Source organism: Frondihabitans sp. GW821-FHT04F02 (assembly GCF_059420045.1).
In genome coordinates this window covers 687,314-702,257 of the sequence record NZ_JBWKSZ010000002.1, presented here as the reverse complement: position 1 = coordinate 702,257, position 14,944 = coordinate 687,314, and the positions used below count along the sequence as shown (strand labels likewise).

General features: G+C 64.2%; 22 protein-coding genes. 18 read left to right on the top strand and 4 right to left on the bottom strand.

The window, feature by feature from the left end; all coding sequences use genetic code 11:
- Positions 1 to 4: 4 nt before the first annotated feature.
- Both AC07TY_RS08460 and AC07TY_RS08455 read left to right on the top strand, forming a co-directional pair.
- Positions 5 to 685: a flavodoxin gene (locus AC07TY_RS08460; protein ID WP_494785010.1), complete on the top strand. Its 681-nt coding sequence runs from the start codon at positions 5 to 7 to the stop codon at positions 683 to 685.
- A gap of 11 nt (positions 686 to 696) precedes the next feature.
- Positions 697 to 1,449 carry an SDR family oxidoreductase gene (locus AC07TY_RS08455; RefSeq protein WP_494785009.1) on the top strand — a complete coding sequence of 251 codons (753 nt, stop codon included), beginning with the start codon at positions 697 to 699 and terminating at the stop codon, positions 1,447 to 1,449.
- A gap of 98 nt (positions 1,450 to 1,547) precedes the next feature.
- Here the strand turns inward: AC07TY_RS08455 and AC07TY_RS08450 are convergent, their stop codons facing one another.
- Positions 1,548 to 2,117, bottom strand: a complete 570-nt coding sequence (locus AC07TY_RS08450; protein WP_494785008.1) for a recombinase family protein — start codon at positions 2,115 to 2,117, stop codon at positions 1,548 to 1,550.
- A gap of 343 nt (positions 2,118 to 2,460) precedes the next feature.
- On the opposite strand from AC07TY_RS08450, the gene AC07TY_RS08445 reads away from it, so the two are divergent.
- Positions 2,461 to 2,835, top strand: coding sequence for a DUF1622 domain-containing protein (locus AC07TY_RS08445; RefSeq protein ID WP_494785007.1), 375 nt, complete (start codon positions 2,461 to 2,463; stop codon positions 2,833 to 2,835).
- 156 nt (positions 2,836 to 2,991) lie between these two features.
- Positions 2,992 to 4,713 carry a cation:proton antiporter gene (locus AC07TY_RS08440; protein WP_494785006.1) on the top strand — a complete coding sequence of 574 codons (1,722 nt, stop codon included), beginning with the start codon at positions 2,992 to 2,994 and terminating at the stop codon, positions 4,711 to 4,713.
- Here the strand turns inward: AC07TY_RS08440 and AC07TY_RS08435 are convergent.
- The 3 genes from AC07TY_RS08435 to AC07TY_RS08425 all read right to left on the bottom strand — a co-directional run bounded on the left by AC07TY_RS08435 (position 4,697) and on the right by AC07TY_RS08425 (position 6,438).
- Entirely contained in the window at positions 4,697 to 5,377 is a 681-nt protein-coding gene (locus AC07TY_RS08435) for an HAD family hydrolase (protein ID WP_494785005.1), read from the bottom strand. The two genes, AC07TY_RS08440 and AC07TY_RS08435, sit on opposite strands and share 17 nt — an antisense overlap.
- Complete coding sequence (locus AC07TY_RS08430; protein WP_494785004.1) at positions 5,377 to 5,586, bottom strand: hypothetical protein; 210 nt, start codon at positions 5,584 to 5,586, stop codon at positions 5,377 to 5,379. The genes AC07TY_RS08435 and AC07TY_RS08430 overlap by 1 nt, the downstream gene beginning before the upstream one ends.
- 135 nt (positions 5,587 to 5,721) lie before the next feature.
- Entirely contained in the window at positions 5,722 to 6,438 is a 717-nt protein-coding gene (locus AC07TY_RS08425) for a TetR/AcrR family transcriptional regulator C-terminal domain-containing protein (protein WP_494785003.1), read from the bottom strand.
- 280 nt (positions 6,439 to 6,718) lie between these two features.
- Here AC07TY_RS08425 and AC07TY_RS08420 point away from each other — a divergent pair, with 280 nt between their 5' ends.
- From AC07TY_RS08420 to AC07TY_RS08355, 14 genes are all read left to right on the top strand, one after another.
- Positions 6,719 to 7,294, top strand: a complete 576-nt coding sequence (locus tag AC07TY_RS08420; protein ID WP_494785002.1) for an RNA polymerase sigma factor — start codon at positions 6,719 to 6,721, stop codon at positions 7,292 to 7,294.
- Positions 7,291 to 7,947, top strand: coding sequence for an Asp23/Gls24 family envelope stress response protein (locus AC07TY_RS08415; protein ID WP_494785001.1), 657 nt, complete (start codon positions 7,291 to 7,293; stop codon positions 7,945 to 7,947). The genes AC07TY_RS08420 and AC07TY_RS08415 overlap by 4 nt, the downstream gene beginning before the upstream one ends.
- On the top strand, positions 7,947 to 8,273 hold the full coding sequence (locus AC07TY_RS08410; RefSeq protein ID WP_494785000.1) for a hypothetical protein: 327 nt from the start codon (positions 7,947 to 7,949) through the stop codon (positions 8,271 to 8,273). Before AC07TY_RS08415 ends, AC07TY_RS08410 begins: the two co-directional genes overlap by 1 nt.
- A gap of 195 nt (positions 8,274 to 8,468) precedes the next feature.
- A complete protein-coding gene (locus AC07TY_RS08405) occupies positions 8,469 to 8,924 on the top strand; it encodes an Asp23/Gls24 family envelope stress response protein (RefSeq protein WP_494784999.1) in 456 nt (151 codons plus the stop codon).
- Positions 8,921 to 9,112 (top strand): hypothetical protein, encoded by a 192-nt coding sequence (locus AC07TY_RS08400; RefSeq protein ID WP_494784998.1) that lies wholly within the window; start codon positions 8,921 to 8,923, stop codon positions 9,110 to 9,112. The genes AC07TY_RS08405 and AC07TY_RS08400 overlap by 4 nt, the downstream gene beginning before the upstream one ends.
- Positions 9,109 to 9,507, top strand: coding sequence for a hypothetical protein (locus AC07TY_RS08395; protein ID WP_494784997.1), 399 nt, complete (start codon positions 9,109 to 9,111; stop codon positions 9,505 to 9,507). Before AC07TY_RS08400 ends, AC07TY_RS08395 begins: the two co-directional genes overlap by 4 nt.
- Complete coding sequence (locus AC07TY_RS08390) at positions 9,504 to 10,082, top strand: hypothetical protein (RefSeq protein WP_494784996.1); 579 nt, start codon at positions 9,504 to 9,506, stop codon at positions 10,080 to 10,082. Before AC07TY_RS08395 ends, AC07TY_RS08390 begins: the two co-directional genes overlap by 4 nt.
- On the top strand, positions 10,079 to 10,684 hold the full coding sequence (locus tag AC07TY_RS08385; RefSeq protein ID WP_494784995.1) for a hypothetical protein: 606 nt from the start codon (positions 10,079 to 10,081) through the stop codon (positions 10,682 to 10,684). The genes AC07TY_RS08390 and AC07TY_RS08385 overlap by 4 nt, the downstream gene beginning before the upstream one ends.
- A 13-nt stretch (positions 10,685 to 10,697) precedes the next feature.
- Entirely contained in the window at positions 10,698 to 10,838 is a 141-nt protein-coding gene (locus AC07TY_RS08380; protein WP_494784994.1) for a hypothetical protein, read from the top strand.
- Positions 10,839 to 11,314: 476 nt separating this feature from the next.
- Positions 11,315 to 12,184 (top strand): DUF2382 domain-containing protein, encoded by an 870-nt coding sequence (locus tag AC07TY_RS08375; RefSeq protein WP_494784993.1) that lies wholly within the window; start codon positions 11,315 to 11,317, stop codon positions 12,182 to 12,184.
- A 27-nt stretch (positions 12,185 to 12,211) separates the two neighbouring features.
- On the top strand, positions 12,212 to 12,874 hold the full coding sequence (locus AC07TY_RS08370) for a hypothetical protein (RefSeq protein WP_494784992.1): 663 nt from the start codon (positions 12,212 to 12,214) through the stop codon (positions 12,872 to 12,874).
- A 190-nt stretch (positions 12,875 to 13,064) separates the two neighbouring features.
- Positions 13,065 to 13,793, top strand: coding sequence for a YsnF/AvaK domain-containing protein (locus AC07TY_RS08365; protein ID WP_494784991.1), 729 nt, complete (start codon positions 13,065 to 13,067; stop codon positions 13,791 to 13,793).
- A 374-nt stretch (positions 13,794 to 14,167) separates the two neighbouring features.
- On the top strand, positions 14,168 to 14,716 hold the full coding sequence (locus AC07TY_RS08360) for a hypothetical protein (protein ID WP_494784990.1): 549 nt from the start codon (positions 14,168 to 14,170) through the stop codon (positions 14,714 to 14,716).
- A 38-nt stretch (positions 14,717 to 14,754) separates the two neighbouring features.
- Positions 14,755 to 14,940 carry a hypothetical protein gene (locus tag AC07TY_RS08355; protein ID WP_494784989.1) on the top strand — a complete coding sequence of 62 codons (186 nt, stop codon included), beginning with the start codon at positions 14,755 to 14,757 and terminating at the stop codon, positions 14,938 to 14,940.
- The last annotated feature ends 4 nt before the right edge of the window (positions 14,941 to 14,944 follow it).

The following is a 14,944-nucleotide window of genomic DNA, read 5'->3' as shown; positions in this document are numbered from 1 at the left end:
CGCCATGCCCGTTCAGCAGCCCACCCGCAGGCAGGTCCTGCGGACCGCCGCGGCCGGCGCGATCAGCGCCGCCGCGGCGGGGCTGCTGGCCGCCTGCACCACACCCGACCGTGAAAGCCGCACCGTGACCACACCCACCACCCCCGCACGAAGCGGATCCGCAGCCACGCTGCTCGTGTACTTCTCCCGCGCCGGCGAGAACTACTGGAACGGCGGCCGCCGCACTCTCGACGTCGGCAACACCGAGGTCCTTGCGAACCTCATCCGTGACCGGATCGACTGCGACGTGTACCGCATCGAAGCCGCCGACCCGTACTCGGACCGCTACGACCCCACCGTCAGCCGGAACGTCGACGAACAGAACAGCGACGCCCGCCCCACGATTGCCGGGAACCTACCCGATCTTGCCGGGTACGACACCGTGCTGCTGGGTAGCCCTATCTGGAACGTGCAGCCGCCGATGATCATGGCGACCTTCGCCGAACACGCGAACCTAGCAGGCAAGGACGTTCACCCGTTTGTCACGTACGCCGTCAGCGGTCTCGGTAACACTGCATCATTTTACCGGGGGCTCAGCACCGGTGCCGCGTTCCACGACGGCCTCGCCGTCCGCGGCGAGGAAGTCCGCGACTCCTCCGCCGGCCCCGCCGTCGACCGGTGGCTCCGCTCCGCCGGCTTGGCCTGAAAGGCACCACCATGACCGACCAGCTCACTGTCCTCGTCGTCGGCGCCACCGGCAGCGTCGGACGCCACGTCGTCCAGACCGCCATCGACGCCGGCCACCGAACCCGCGCCCTCGCACGGAAGAAGCACCGTGCGCAGGGCCTGGCCCAAGGCGCTGAGATCGTCCTCGGCGACCTCACCGACGCATCCACCCTTCGCGACGCCGTCGCCGGTATCGACGCGGTGATCTTCACGCACGGCGACAACAGCAACGCCGAAACCGTCAACTACGGCGCCGTCCGGAACGTCCTCGACGCCCTCGACGGCCGGCCCGTCCGCATCGCGTTGATGACCACCATCGGAGTCACGGCTCTCCGCGATAGCTCCGAGTGGAAGCGGCGAGGGGAGCGACTCGTCCGTGCCAGCGGTAACGACTACGCGATCGTCCGGCCCGGCTGGTTCGACTACAACGACGACGACCAACTCCGAATCGCGCCCCGGCAGGGCGACACCCATCAAAGCGGCACCCCCGCTGACGGCGTCATCGCTCGACACGAGATCGCCCGTGTCCTCGTCGAAAGCCTCACCACCCCCACCGCCCTGCGGAAGACATTCGAGCTCGTCGCCGACCACGGACTCGAGCAGGACGACCTCACACCGGTGTTCGACGCCATCCCGGCAGACCCCGACGACACTTTCGATGGCGCCGGGGACACAGTGAACCTGCCGCTGTCGGCGGAGCCGGCCAATGTTCGCGCAGATCTCGACCGAGCCCGCCGCCAATGACCGCCCAAGGCTTGCGCCCCATCGGCACTCTCGGAGGTGCGCCCGCTCTGCGCAACGCCGTCCGGTAGGCCATGGCTACCCGAGAATCGGGCTGGTTGTCACTTCGGATCGGCGCGGTGAACGGCTCGGTAGACGGTGGCTCGTGCGACGCCGAACAGCTCGGCGAGGTCGCTGGTGGTGTGTGTGCCGGCGCGGTGCAGCTCGACCAGGTGCTTCTCCTGCGCCTTGTTGAGCTTGGGCTTGCCTCCGCGGAGCTTGCCGGCTGCCTTCGCAATCGCCATACCCTCGCGGGTGCGGGCCCGGATGAGATCGGCCTCGAACTCGGCGACCATGCCGAGGACGTTGAAGAGGAGCCGCCCAACGGGATCGGTGGGGTCGTACACCGATCCACCGAGGTTGAGGGCAACATCCTTCTTCGTGAGCTCGTCCGCGATGTCGGTCGCGTCGCGGAGCGATCGGGCGAGTCGATCAAGCTTCGTGACGACGAGGGTGTCGCCGGCTCGGACCGCGGCAAGGGCCGATCGGAGGCCGGGTCGTTCTCGAGTCGTGCCGGACATGCCGTGGTCGACGTGGATGTCTTGATCCGCGACTCCGAGGGCCTGTAGGCCGTCGCGTTGCGCCGCGAGGTCTTGTCCGGAGGTCGAGACGCGGGCGTATCCGATGAGCATGACGGCAACTGTACTGTCAGCCGTACCCTCCCCGGGCAGTTTCACGGGACAGGCTGTTGAGAATCTCGAACCTAGACGTTTCCTGAGTTCTTGATCCCCTCCCCCGAGGTCGCAGATGCGTCCGGGGAGCGACCGTTTAACGGACCGCCAACGGTGACTCTAGAACTACCTATGGTTCGGTAAAGTCCCGTCCACTAGAGTCCACCTCTTGCGGCGTCGACCAGCTCAGGCCGTCTAGCAGGTTTCATAGGTGATCCGTAATTTGCTGGACTGGCTAGCACCAAGCAGCCAGATAGATACACGGGGGCACAAGTCGCCCCCTTCGGGTCGGTAGCCTCCCTGAATGAGCTTCCAAAACTGGGTTGAACTCGCCGGCCGCCTTATCGACGCAGCCGGCGTCGCCGCCGTAGTTATTGGCACCTTCGCCGCGACCGTTTACGCGGTCGCCCGATTCATCCGACGACAGCACCCGGTCTACCGGCCATACCGCCAATTCCTTGGCCGCTCCATCCTCCTCGGGCTTGAACTCCTGGTCGCAGCTGACATCATCCGCACCGTCGCGGTCACCCCGACCCTTCAGTCCGTTGCTGTCCTCGCCGTCATCGTCCTTATCCGCACCTTCCTCAGCTTCAGCCTTGAACTCGAGATCACCGGGCGCTGGCCATGGCAGAAACAACCCAACACACCTGCAAACCCGGCGGATTCCGAAGACACCTAAAGGACTTCCGGACTAGCGGCCGGTCCTTACATGAACGTTTCAAGTCGTCGCGCGCCTCGCCTACCCAACTCGCTTCACCCGCGCTCCGGTCTGCGCTCTGAAGAGTTGTGCCGGCTGTGGTCGGATCGCCCTCGTGTGCCGGGCTACGGTGAGCCAGTGCATCTGGAACTCTTCGCCGTCATCGGCATCGCGGTCATCGTCACCGTCGCCGCGTTCTCAAAACGCCTCGGCCTGGCCGCGCCAATCATCCTGGTCCTCGTCGGTGTCGGGTTCTCCTACATTCCCGGCGTCCCCGCGGTCGAGATCCCCCACGACGTCATCCTCGACGGTCTCCTCCCACCCATCCTGTTCGCAGCAGCGATCAGGGTGCCGGTGGTTGATTTCCGCCGGAACTTCGAATCCATTGCCAGTCTGTCCTTCCTCCTTGTCCTCTTCACGACCGCCGGCGCCGGTCTCCTCCTGCACCTGCTCCTCCCGGGGCTGAACCTCGCCCTCGCCTTCGCGCTCGGCGCCGTCATCAGCCCGCCGGATGCGGTCGCCGCAACGTCCGTCGGCCGTCGTCTAGGACTACCGCCACGGCTGCTGACTGTCCTCGAGGGTGAAGGGTTGATGAATGACGCCACCGCCCTGGTCCTTCTTCGCTCCGCAACCGCCGCCGCCGCGGGTGGTTTTCTTACCCCGTGGTCCGCTGGCCGGGACTTCCTCTTCGCCGTCATCGTCGCAGTTGCGGTCGGACTAGCGGCTGGGTTCGGGACGGTCCTGGTCCGGTCGAAGTTCACCGACCCCGTCCTCGACACCGCCCTGTCGATCGCCGTCCCTTTTATTGCGTTCATCCCTACCGAGGCCACCCACGCCTCTGGGGTCCTCGCTGTCGTGGTCGCAGGGCTCTATTCGGGGCACGCCAGCCCGAGCCGGTTTACCGCGCAGGCAAGGATAAGTGACCGAATCAACTGGCGCACCATCCAGTTCCTCCTCGAAAACGCCGTCTTCCTCATCATCGGACTCGAAATCCGCACCCTCATCGAACAAGTCCAGGACTCCGGAAAGACCGGGGTCGGTGAGACCATCGGGATCGGGTTTCTCATCACCGCCGGGCTCATCGCCCTCCGATTCGCGTGGCTCAGCCCCCTTGTTCTGGCGTTAAAGTTCCGGGAACGGCACGCCGAACGGAACACCTTCCGGCGCTGGCTCGCTCTCGAACATGACCTCACCCTCCCCAAGCGTGGACTGCTTGCGAACAGGCGCCGACAGACGGCAACGCTGCGGTATGAACGGCAGCGCGCAGACTTGGATCAGTTACGGGTGGAGCGGATCGATTGGAAGGGCAGCGTTGTGTTGTCCTGGTCCGGGATGCGCGGCGTCGTTACCCTCGCCGCAGCGCAATCCCTCCCCGACTTCCCCTACCGCCCCCAGCTCGTGCTCATCGCGTTTACCGTCGCCGTCACCACCCTCATCGGGCAAGGCGCCACCCTGCCCCTGTTGATCCGCGCCCTCCGCATTCAGGGGGTGGACCGGTACGAGGACCGTCGGGAACTCGCGACCCTGTTGGATGAGATCAGCTACGGCGCCCTCGAAGTCATTCGAAACCCCGACGATGCCACCGACAGTGTCGACGGGGTCGACCCCGACGTCCTCGAACGCGCCCGCCAAGCCTCCTTCCTCCGTGCGGAGTCGGCGTGGGAACGGTCCGAGAGGAACGTGTCCTCCTCGGATCAGACCCCGCACCGGGTCTACCGGCAGGTGCGCCTCGCAATCGTCAAAGCGGAACGAGAACGCCTCCTCGACGCCAGGAGCCGCGGCGCCTACTCCTCGCGCGTCCTCGCCGAAGCGCAGCGAATGCTGGACCTTGAAGAAACCCGCCTCACCCCGCGGCGGTAACACGCGCAACGAGGGCGCTGCTGTCAAGATGGTCGAGGAGGGTGGCGACGTCGTCGTACACCTGAATGGCGCCGGCGTCACGAAGGAGCGCTTCGGCGGTGCCGCCGGAGAGCAACCCGACCGAGGTGACTCCCGCGGTGGTGGCGGCCTTAATATCCCAGACGGAATCACCGACAAGGACCGCGTGGGCGGTGTCGATCCCGCCCTTGGCCAGGGCAACGGTGATGATGTCGGGTGCGGGCTTGGCTTTCTTGACGTCCTCGGCAGAGGTTATGGCGTAAGTGTTGTCGTCGATGTTGAGCAGGGCGAGGAGACGGTCGAGCTCCCGTTGCGGGGCCGATGTGGCCAACACCACCCGTGTTCCGCGGCCCGCTAGTTCGGTCACGAGCTCTTGCGCCTGGTCAAAGATCTTCAGCCGTGGGGCGAGCTGCTTATAGCGCTTGTCATGCAGACTCTTCGCCTCATCCCTCATGGTCTGGGGCTCATCACCGATTAGCTGGTCGAGGAGTTCGTTCGAGTCCGCACCGATGGCCTGCTGAATCCGCCACGAGGGAACGTTCAGCCCGGCTGAGGTGAACGCGTAGTCCCACGCTTCGACGTGGAGAAAGTTCGAGTCGACGAGGGTGCCATCGATGTCAAACAAGACTGCGGTCGGTTCGACCATCAGGCGTCGCCGTCCGCAAGAGCAGCGCACGCTTCCATCACAGTGGGGTAGTTGCCACGAGACAGGTTTTGCGCATCGGCGAGACGGTATTCGTCACCGTCTTGGGTGATGGTCCCAGCGACCAGGGCAGACCCCTCAAGGAGAACATCCCAGGTGGTGGGAGAAGTTTCGTCGAGGGAGTACGTGGGGGTGGTGTCGGAGTCAGCCATGGCGTCCTTGCGTCAGTGAGCGGCGGCGGAAAGAGGATGCTTCCACTAAGACAACGAGTGAAAAGCCCTTTTCGTCACGCCGGACGACGAAACATGTCCTACCGAATGGCGGGAGGGCGAAGCGGGAGGACTTGCTTATTGGGAAAGTTCCCGGTCCAAACGGTCCAGAAGCGCTTCGAGGGCTACCTCGAATTCCTCATCACTTCGGTCCTCGCTCAAGAGGGGTCGGAGGCGCAGGACTTCGGGTGCGACCTCGAGTGACATGCTGCCGTCACCCGCAGGAATGTCCGCACCGCCTTCGTCCAGGGGTTCTTCGGCCGGTCCGGCTTCGGCACCTCGGACCACGGATTGCAGAAGGAGTTGGCCAAGGAGGAAGCTGCTAAATGCCCGGTACGCGTTCACAGCTTGCGGATCAGTGAACCCGTTTTCCCTCAAGGCCCTGAGGAATGTGTTGACTACCTCAATGCTGCGAAGAGGTGGACGGAGCCAGGGCGCGGCCGGGTGTCGGGTCGCCACGAGTGGGAACGCGTTGGGGTGCTCCGTTGCGATGCGACGCACCGCATGGGCCACCATTTGCAGGAAGGCCTGCCAATGTTCTCCTTCTGCCTCATCGAGGTGCGAGGTGAGATCGCTCATCAGCGATGCGACGACACCTTCGAGGAGGTCCTCTTTTCCGTGGACGTACCGGTAGAGCGACATCGCCTCCACGCCTAGTTCTTGGGCAAGGGATCGCATCGACAGGCCTTGCGGGCCCAGCCGATCGATCTGGCCCAGCGCGGTGTCAACAATGAGGTCGCGATTGAGTTTTGCGGGGGCTGGCCCCGTCCGGTTCGGCTTTTTGCGGTCGTCCACGTCGGCCCTCTCCTGCCGATATGCGGTTTTTCGCTGACAGCCGGGCTGGAGACGCGGGTGCATTCGACAACCTCAACGCTAACAACACTTACGTTGTAAGGTTGCCGTGGGACTTACGTCGTAAGCCCCACAATTCGAGCTAGGGAGGGCAGGCCGTTGAGAAGAAGCCTGTTCTGGGGTGCTTGTCAAAGCACTGTCGGTTCATCCTTCACGGCCCAGCGTCTTGAGCAGTGCTCTGAGCTAACCCTCGCCGAGACTGTTATTTCTTCGAATCGCAGGGATGGGCGACGTGCCGGACGTTGAGGAGCGTGTAGCCCTGGAGGACGTCGGCGACCCGGCCCTTGCTCGACGGGCAGGTGACGGCGACGTCTGCGCCTTTGCAGCGCTGGTGCGCCGACACGAAGCAGTTGTGCGGGTGTATGCCCGTCGCATTCTCGGTTCTGCAGCGGACGTGGACGATGTCGCGCAGGACACCTTCGTCACCGCCTGGCAGCAGCTGCCAGGGTTGCCAGACACCAGCGGGGTTCGCGGTTGGCTTTTGACGATCGCGTCGCGGAAAGCGATCGACCGGGTCCGGGCGCGACGTGATCACGCAGATATTGATGACCATGAACAGCCCGCCCGCAGCGAGGACGGCCCTGAACACTCTGCAGAGGCTTCCAGTCGGCAGCAAGCTCTCGGTATCGCCTTGTCGGCTCTTCCGGCGGAGCAGCGCCAGTGTTGGGTGCTGAAAGAGTTGGGTGGTTACAGTTACGACGACATTGCCGCGGAAATCGATCAGCCGGTGAGTACGGTGCGGGGTCTACTGTCCCGAGCACGGAAAAACATGATCCGAGAGATGGAGGCCTGGCGATGAGCAGCACGCCTAACCCCATCCCCGACCCCGTCGTGAAACACCTTCTCGATCACGACACCCCGCCCGCCGCCGTTTTGTCCCTTGAGCCCCAAGACCTCGACGGATACACGGTCGATGACCTGTCCGACTACCTCGATGCCGGGATGACTCCCCGGGATCCAGTGATCGACATCTCCCCGGCGTGCCAAATCGCTCTTGCCGCCCTCGCCCGGCTGAAAACCCTTACTGCCACGTTCCTCGATGAGGAGGCTGCCGCCGAGGGCCCTCAAGACGACTCGTGGATATCCTCGCTGCTGCAAAACATCTCCTTGGAGTCCCGCGCAGGCAGGCAAATCCCCTACCGAACAGCCCAGCTCCGCACCGAACTGGTAATCACCGAGGGTGCCGTGCGTGGTCTTATTCGCGCCGCCGGCGACATGGTGCACGGAATCCTCGTCGGCCGAAGCACCCTCGTCGGCGATGTCACCACGCTGGACGCACCAATCAAGGTAGAAGTCGACGCAACCATCATCTGGCGCAACAACATCCCTGACGCCGCCGAACAGCTACGCGCAGCCCTCCAAGACACCCTCGCCCGAAACACGGACCTCAATGTCACGGGGATCACCGTCACCATCAGCGACGTGCACATCACCCCGCAGGAGAAAAACTGATGGCCATCACCAAGATCGCTCTGGCTGACACGCTGACTGCTCTCGTGGAAGCGACCCCGGGTGTGACCCGGCTGTACCCCCCCACCCGAGCCGTACCAGGCGCAAACACGGCCCACCGACTTCTCATCGACCTCCTCATTGCCGTTCCCGCAGCGCACGTCGTCGTCGATCAGCGCCGGAAAGTAGTGTTCGCGTCGATTGGCATCGACCTGTCCGCATCGGCGGCAGAAATCGGTGAAGCCGTCTGCACCCGAATCCGTGAACAACTGTCGAACGCGGGACAAGACCTGGACGTCAAGATCACTATCGCCTACGTCACCGACTAATCCTCTGCATCTCTCGCTCCCTGAGCGCAGCGTCCTAAGAATTCTTTTCGGCCATTGTGTGACGAATGGTCCGCTCGACTCGTTTCCTTAATGACTGCCCCTCGTAAGGGGGTCCACCACTTGCTTGCGGGGTAGTCGATTCGCCAGGACACCAACACGGTGCCCTTGGACCTCATCAACTTCAGGAGAACGTTTATGTCGAACACCACCCCCACCCCCAACGCCGTGATCCCCACGACCTCCTCCAAGGCCGTCGCCCCAGCGCACTCCACCGAGACTGGCAAGACGAACATTAATGACGCCGTTGTGTCCAAGGTTGCCGGCATTGCCGCCCGCGAGGTCCGCGGTGTCCACGCCCTCGGCGGCGGCGCGGGCCGTGCCATCGGTGCGCTCCGTGACCGTGTCGGCCAGACCAACCTCGCCCAGGGCATCTCGGTCGAGGTCGGCGAGACGCAGGTCGCCGTCGATGTCACCCTCACCGCCGAGTACCCGGTATCCCTGCAGGACCTCGCCGACAACGTCCGCTCTGCCGTTGCTGATGCGGTCGAGAACATCGTCGGCATGGAGGTCGCCGAGATCAACGTGACCATTGCCGATGTCTTCGTCCCCACCGATGACGATGACGACGACTCCGACAGCCGCGTCAAGTGACCCCCACCATCACCGGCATCGCCGTCGCCGCAGCCCTCGTCCTCACCTGGATGACGCTCGGCTTCGGTGCGTTTATCCTCTTAGCCCTCGCGATGGCGGCCGGCGCGATCGTCGGCCGGATTGTGTCCGGGGACATCGAGTTCTCGGCGCTGCTGGACATCTTCAAGGGAAAGCGCTCCTCCTCATGACGATGACCGAAACGACCCCCACCACGACCCAGAAGAACGAGTGGGAGAAGGCGCCGGGACGGACGACCGTCGCCCCGAAGGCGTTGGACCGGGTCGTTTCGGCCGTCACCGCCGACGCCCTCGGCGTCTCTAGCAAGAAGGTGTCCGTCGACTTAAACGACGACGCAGGCAGCCTGTCGCTGACAGTGTCCGCACCCATTCGGGTGCCGTCGCTTCTTCGGATCGAGAACGAACCCGGGGTCGTCGACCGGCAGGGCGGTCCGCTTCTCGAGCGGGCTAAGTCTGCGCAGGAGCAGATCCGCACCCGCGTGCAGCAGCTCACCGGCAACCAGGTTGACCGCGTGATCGTCAAAATCACCGGGGTCGACATTCAGGAAGAAAGGCGCGTCAAGTGAGCACGACGAGCACATACGCGCGCATTGCTCGGCGGGAAACTCATTCCCCCCGGTCGGTCCTCGCGATCGTCCTGGCTGTCCTCCTAATCCTCGCCGCCGCTTATGCGGTCATCGAGATCATCCTCTCGATCGCCGGGCAGAAGCCGCTCCTCGTGACACCGGGGAATGCGGCGAAGGGTCTCGTCGGGGCCAACACCCTGCCTATCTGGGTCCTGATCGTGGCGGGGATCATGCTTGCCCTGGTTGGGCTGTGGCTGATCATCGCATCGTTCACCTCCGGGCGTCGCGCCCGGCACCTGATCCAGACAGATCGGGCTGTCACGGTGATCGATAACGAGGTCATCGCCTCCGCCTTGGCCCGGCACGCGTCTTACGCGGCGAACACCGACCCGGACAACACCCGGGTCTCCGTCACGCATAACCGTGCCGTGGTCGAGATGACGCCGGCGACCGGGCGGGACGTGGACAAGGGCCGGGTGCAGTCCGCCGTCGACGAGCAGCTCGCCGCCTACGACGTCACCCCAAAGCTGCGATCGAAGATCGACGTCAAAAAGACCGGGAAGGTCGGCGCATGAACACCACCAACCGTGGCGCCAACCGGCTCCTCATCTTCATTGTCGGCCTCGCACTCCTCATCCTTGGTGCAGCGTCCATCCTCCTCGGGGTACTCCCGGCCTTCAGCTCTGGCTGGAAGTCGACCGCACCGACGGTATCCAAGAACGTCGCCTCGACTTTCTCCGCGGCACCGTTCTTCGCGACCGGGTCCAGCTGGCTGTACATCGCCCTGATCGCCGTCCTAGTGATCATCGTGATCCTGCTAGTCCGGTTCATCGTCAAGCAAGGCAACGGACACACCTCGGAGTTGTTCCATGACGACACCACCGAACACGGCTCCACCATCGTCAAATCAGGCGTCGCAAAGGAAGCCCTCCAGGAGGCGCTGAAAGATCGAGACGACCTGGTGTCGTCATCGGTCACGACCTACGACGTCCAGGGCACGAACGTGCTGAAGATCAGTGCGACCGCTCGTCGTGGGGTGTCCCCGAAGGATGTCTCCGACCACATCCAAGGGCACCTGAAGGCCCTGGACCAGCTCCTCGGGTTCGAAGTGCCGGCGATGATCCAGATCTCCGGCGGCTTCCGCGCCCGGACCGCCAAGAAGACACGACTGTCGTAGGAAAGGAGACCCATTGATCCGCCTCCTGAAATACGTCCCAGTCATCATGTCGATCATCGGCGTCATCCGCAAATCCCGGAAAGACGCCGCCGCTAAGCAGGCGGGGACGGCCGGGAATGCACCGCGGAAGCGGCGCAGCACCTATCGCAAATAGACCCACCGAGAACAAGCTCCACCTGAATTACTCGCAGCAAGCAGTACCTGCACGATCAGCAACCCAAAGGGGTCTTTTCTCGCCCTTACCGCCCGCACGGTCCCCCGGCTAGAAAAGGCCCCTTACGCATGCCCGCACCACACCCGACACCCCGCCCCGGACGCCGCTTCCGGCGCCGGATCCCCCGAAGCGTGATCCGGGGCGGTCTCGTCGCACTCATCCTCACCGCAGGCATTGCGGTGCTTGGCGGTCTCGCTCTATACCTCGGAGTTGGGCTTGACCCCATCCCGGCTTCGACCCCGTGACCCAGAGTCTTCTCGATGCGCTGTTGCAATGGGCGCTCGAGTGTGAATCTTCTTCCTCCGACGTGATTGCTCGGGAAGAAACCGCAACACACAACCCCACCCCACAACCCGGTAACACCCCACCGGGCGGAAACCTAGTCTCCGTCCACAATCGGTAAAGGAACGATCATCATGATCAGCACCGACGAAATCAACACCCTCCTCTCCGGCCGCGGCGACGTCGTCGACCAGCAGGGCAAGAAGATCGGCTCCATCGGCCAGATCTTCACTGACGACCGCACCGGTGAACCGGAGTGGGTCACCGCCCACACCGGCCTCTTCGGCGGCGGCGAATCCTTCGTCCCCCTCGCCTCGGCGACTGTGACCGGCAACGACGTGCAGGTGCCCTACACGAAGGACCAGGTCAAGGACGCCCCGCACTCCGACGACAAAGACGGGTACCTCACTGTCGAGCAGGAGTCCGCCCTCTACGCCCACTACGGCCTCGAGGACACCACCACCGACCAGGCCGACCTGTACGGCAACCCCCCGGTCTATGACCAGGACGCCACCGGCACCGCGACCACGGGTGAGTACGCAGAGACGGAAACCGGCCGCCCCACCGAAGGCCACGACACGTCGGGTGCGAACACGGACGACGCCATGACCCGCTCAGAGGAGCAGCTGCACGTCGGGACCCGTCAGACCGAAGCCGGCAAGGCGCGGCTGCGGAAGTACATCGTCACCGAGCAGGAGACCCGCACCGTCCCCGTCTCCCACGACGAAGTCACCATCACCCGCGAGCCGATCACCGACGCCAACCGTGGCGACGCCCTCTCCGGTGGCGACCTCACCGAAGAAGAGCACGAGGTCGTCCTGCACGAGGACAAGGTCGTCGTCGACAAGGAGGCCGTCCCGGTCGAGCGCATCAAGCTCGGCACCGAGACCGTCACCGAGAACCAGACGGTCACGGAGGACGTCCGCAAAGAGCAGATCGAGTTCGAGGACGACACCAACACCACCGGTCGCACAACCGGTGACGTCGACACCGACCGTGCCTAACCGCGATCACCCAACAGAGACGATCACATGAGTAGCAGCATTGGCGGCCCCGGGGCCGAAGACAACCGCACCCGCGGCAACGACGGGCAAAACAAGACCGAACACGGCGTCTATGGTGCCAACCGTGACGCCCTCGCCACCGACCGGCAATCGGTCGTGGCGCGGGAGAAGGCCGAATTCGGCGGGATGAAGTTCGGTAGTGCGTTCTTTGGCTGGTTGACGGCTACAGGGCTTGCCGTGCTGCTGCTCGGGATCCTCTCCGGCATCGGCGTCGGAGTCACCGCGACCAACGGGGATGCGAAGAACGCAGCGCGGGACAACGCGACGACGACCACCATCGTGAGCGCGATCGTGCTCCTCTTGGTCGTGTTCATCGCGTACTTCGCCGGCGGTTACGTCGCCGGGCGGATGGCCCGCTTCAACGGCGTCCGTCAGGGCGTCGCCGTGTGGCTGTGGGCGGTCATCGTTACCGTGATCCTCGCGATCATCGGGGTCATCGCCGGCAGCCAGTTCGACGTCCTCAACCGCCTCGGCACCATCCCCACCGGAAGCATCAACGGAAATGCGACCGCCGGCGGAATCATCACCCTGGTCCTCGTCGTGGTCCTCGCCCTCATTGGCGCGATCCTCGGCGGGCTGACCGGGATGCGGTTCCACCGCAAGGTCGACAAAGTCGGCCTCGGTCTTTAGCCCAGGCCGGACACGAACCGGTGCGGGCAGCGGTCCCCTAACCCGCTGCCCGCACCACCCTACTTTTTGACCCCGCGCCCGATTCAAGGCCGGGACACCACGACTCGGGGCGGGCATCAACGGTGATGCCCGCCCCGTCCTCATCTCCTAGACCGGGGTATGTGCGGTCTTGACCGGAAACGAGCACTTCATGATCGACCCGCAGTCCGTCCCGCACCTGCCCGGTGTTCCCGTCTTCGACGTCGACGGAGACATCATTGGCTCCGTCGAACGCATCTACATCCATCAAGACACCGGCGCACCCCTCTGGGTGGCCATCCACACTCACATTGACGGCGCCGAGAACGTGTTTGCGCCCCTGGAGGATGCCCGGTTCGATGACCAACCCGGATCGGCCCTCCACATCGCCCTTCCCCGCGCCACCGTGGATGTCGCCCCCCCAATTGGATGCATCGACACTCTCGCCCGCGACGACGTCAACGCCCTCCGCAACTACTACAACCCGACAACCCTGGCTCCGACACCCGGCGCCGACGATGCCGCGAGCTCGGCGGGCATCGAAGTCGTTCGCTTCGAAGAGCAACTGCGAGTCAGCACCATCGCACAGCCAAAGGAACGCGTCCGGTTCCAGAAAGTCATCGTGACCGAGGAAAAGACCATCACGGTCACGGTCCGTCGAGAAGAGATCCGCATGATCCGAGAACCCCTCACCGACATGGACGAGTCCCCGACCTCCCCGCACACCAGCAGCACGGGCGATTTTGAAATCGTGCTGCACGAAGAACGCATCCTGATCAGCACCGAAGTCATCCCGACCGAACGCGTCCGCGTCACGGTGTCCCCGGTCATCGACCAACTGCCCGTCACTGACACCGTCCGTAAAGAACAAGTCGACATCCACACCACCACCGCCACCTGACCCATCCCACTACCCCGCGATTCCGAAAGTGATTCACCGTGTCCGACGATGCCGCCGCTCCCATGGATCCCGACCAGTCCAGCAGCCCCGCCCGCATCAGCCGAATCACTGCCGAAGCATTCGGAACGTTCCTTCTTGCCTTTGGCGGCGCCGGAGCTGCCCTGCTCGCGACAACACCTCCGTGAACCCGGCCCGCTCCATTGCGACTGTCCTCTACGGCGGCCCCGCAGCCCTGGAACAGCTGTGGGTGTTCATCCTCGCCCCACTCGCCGATGCCGCCCTAGCCGGCTACACGCACCGAACCTTGTTCACCCGCACCATGCCCCACACCCCCGACCACTGAAACGGCACCACCTCAAATAAGGAGCATCACCATGCCTGGACGAAACACGCTCATCCGCAGCATGCACGACCTCGGGCTCGCCGCCTGGTTCGGCGGCAACCTCATGGGAGCGGTCGGCCTCAACGGCGCCGCCGGCGGCGCCAAAGACCCAGTCGAGCGCCTCACCCTCGCAGCCCTCGGCTGGAAGAAATGGGCACCCCTGCAAATCGGCGCCCTGGCTGTCCATGCGATCGGCGGGATCGGGCTCATCGGCGCCAACAAGGGCCGCCTAGCGACGCAGGAAGAGGGCCGTACCAATACCAGCATCAAACTCGCCCTTACCTTCCTCGCCGCCGGCACCACACTCTGGTCCGGGATCGCCGGGAAACGGCTTGCAGATCATTCCGACGAAGGCACCGACGGGACCACCGAACCGGACGAGTTCGCCTCCAAGGCCCTCGCCTCCGCACAGAACCAGCTGAAGATCCTCCAGTGGGCGACCCCGGTCCTCACCGGAACTTTGATCGTTCTCGCGGCCCAGCAAGGCGAACAGCAGCGGCCCGTCGCCGGACGCCTGAAGTCCACAAAGAAGCACCGCTAAACCCCAACCGCATTACCCACGAAAGAAAGAAGTAGCTGATGGAATTCGATAAGAACCAGATCCTCGACATGCTGAAGGGCGCCGGCCAGCATGCCGACGCCAAGAAAGCCGACCAGGAACTACCCGACAAGGTCGACACCGATCAGCACTCCGACCTCCTCCAGAAGTTCGGCGTCAACCCGCAAGACCTCATCGGCAAGCTCGGCGGCATGTTCGGTAAGTAAGAAC

What these genes read in the sequence shown, in the direction of transcription:
- AC07TY_RS08360 (WP_494784990.1), top strand. Translation starts at nt 14,168, where the DNA reads ATGCCTGGACGAAACACGCTCATCCGCAGCATGCACGACCTCGGGCTC.
- AC07TY_RS08445 (WP_494785007.1), top strand. Translation starts at nt 2,461, where the DNA reads ATGAGCTTCCAAAACTGGGTTGAACTCGCCGGCCGCCTTATCGACGCA.
- AC07TY_RS08395 (WP_494784997.1), top strand. Translation starts at nt 9,109, where the DNA reads ATGACGATGACCGAAACGACCCCCACCACGACCCAGAAGAACGAGTGG.
- AC07TY_RS08415 (WP_494785001.1), top strand. Translation starts at nt 7,291, where the DNA reads ATGAGCAGCACGCCTAACCCCATCCCCGACCCCGTCGTGAAACACCTT.
- AC07TY_RS08455 (WP_494785009.1), top strand. Translation starts at nt 697, where the DNA reads ATGACCGACCAGCTCACTGTCCTCGTCGTCGGCGCCACCGGCAGCGTC.
- AC07TY_RS08435 (WP_494785005.1), bottom strand. Translation starts at nt 5,377, where the DNA reads ATGGTCGAACCGACCGCAGTCTTGTTTGACATCGATGGCACCCTCGTC.
- AC07TY_RS08410 (WP_494785000.1), top strand. Translation starts at nt 7,947, where the DNA reads ATGGCCATCACCAAGATCGCTCTGGCTGACACGCTGACTGCTCTCGTG.
- AC07TY_RS08460 (WP_494785010.1), top strand. Translation starts at nt 5, where the DNA reads ATGCCCGTTCAGCAGCCCACCCGCAGGCAGGTCCTGCGGACCGCCGCG.
- AC07TY_RS08365 (WP_494784991.1), top strand. Translation starts at nt 13,065, where the DNA reads ATGATCGACCCGCAGTCCGTCCCGCACCTGCCCGGTGTTCCCGTCTTC.
- AC07TY_RS08420 (WP_494785002.1), top strand. Translation starts at nt 6,719, where the DNA reads ATGGGCGACGTGCCGGACGTTGAGGAGCGTGTAGCCCTGGAGGACGTC.
- AC07TY_RS08430 (WP_494785004.1), bottom strand. Translation starts at nt 5,586, where the DNA reads ATGGCTGACTCCGACACCACCCCCACGTACTCCCTCGACGAAACTTCT.
- AC07TY_RS08405 (WP_494784999.1), top strand. Translation starts at nt 8,469, where the DNA reads ATGTCGAACACCACCCCCACCCCCAACGCCGTGATCCCCACGACCTCC.
- AC07TY_RS08375 (WP_494784993.1), top strand. Translation starts at nt 11,315, where the DNA reads ATGATCAGCACCGACGAAATCAACACCCTCCTCTCCGGCCGCGGCGAC.
- AC07TY_RS08370 (WP_494784992.1), top strand. Translation starts at nt 12,212, where the DNA reads ATGAGTAGCAGCATTGGCGGCCCCGGGGCCGAAGACAACCGCACCCGC.
- AC07TY_RS08385 (WP_494784995.1), top strand. Translation starts at nt 10,079, where the DNA reads ATGAACACCACCAACCGTGGCGCCAACCGGCTCCTCATCTTCATTGTC.
- AC07TY_RS08355 (WP_494784989.1), top strand. Translation starts at nt 14,755, where the DNA reads ATGGAATTCGATAAGAACCAGATCCTCGACATGCTGAAGGGCGCCGGC.
- AC07TY_RS08450 (WP_494785008.1), bottom strand. Translation starts at nt 2,117, where the DNA reads ATGCTCATCGGATACGCCCGCGTCTCGACCTCCGGACAAGACCTCGCG.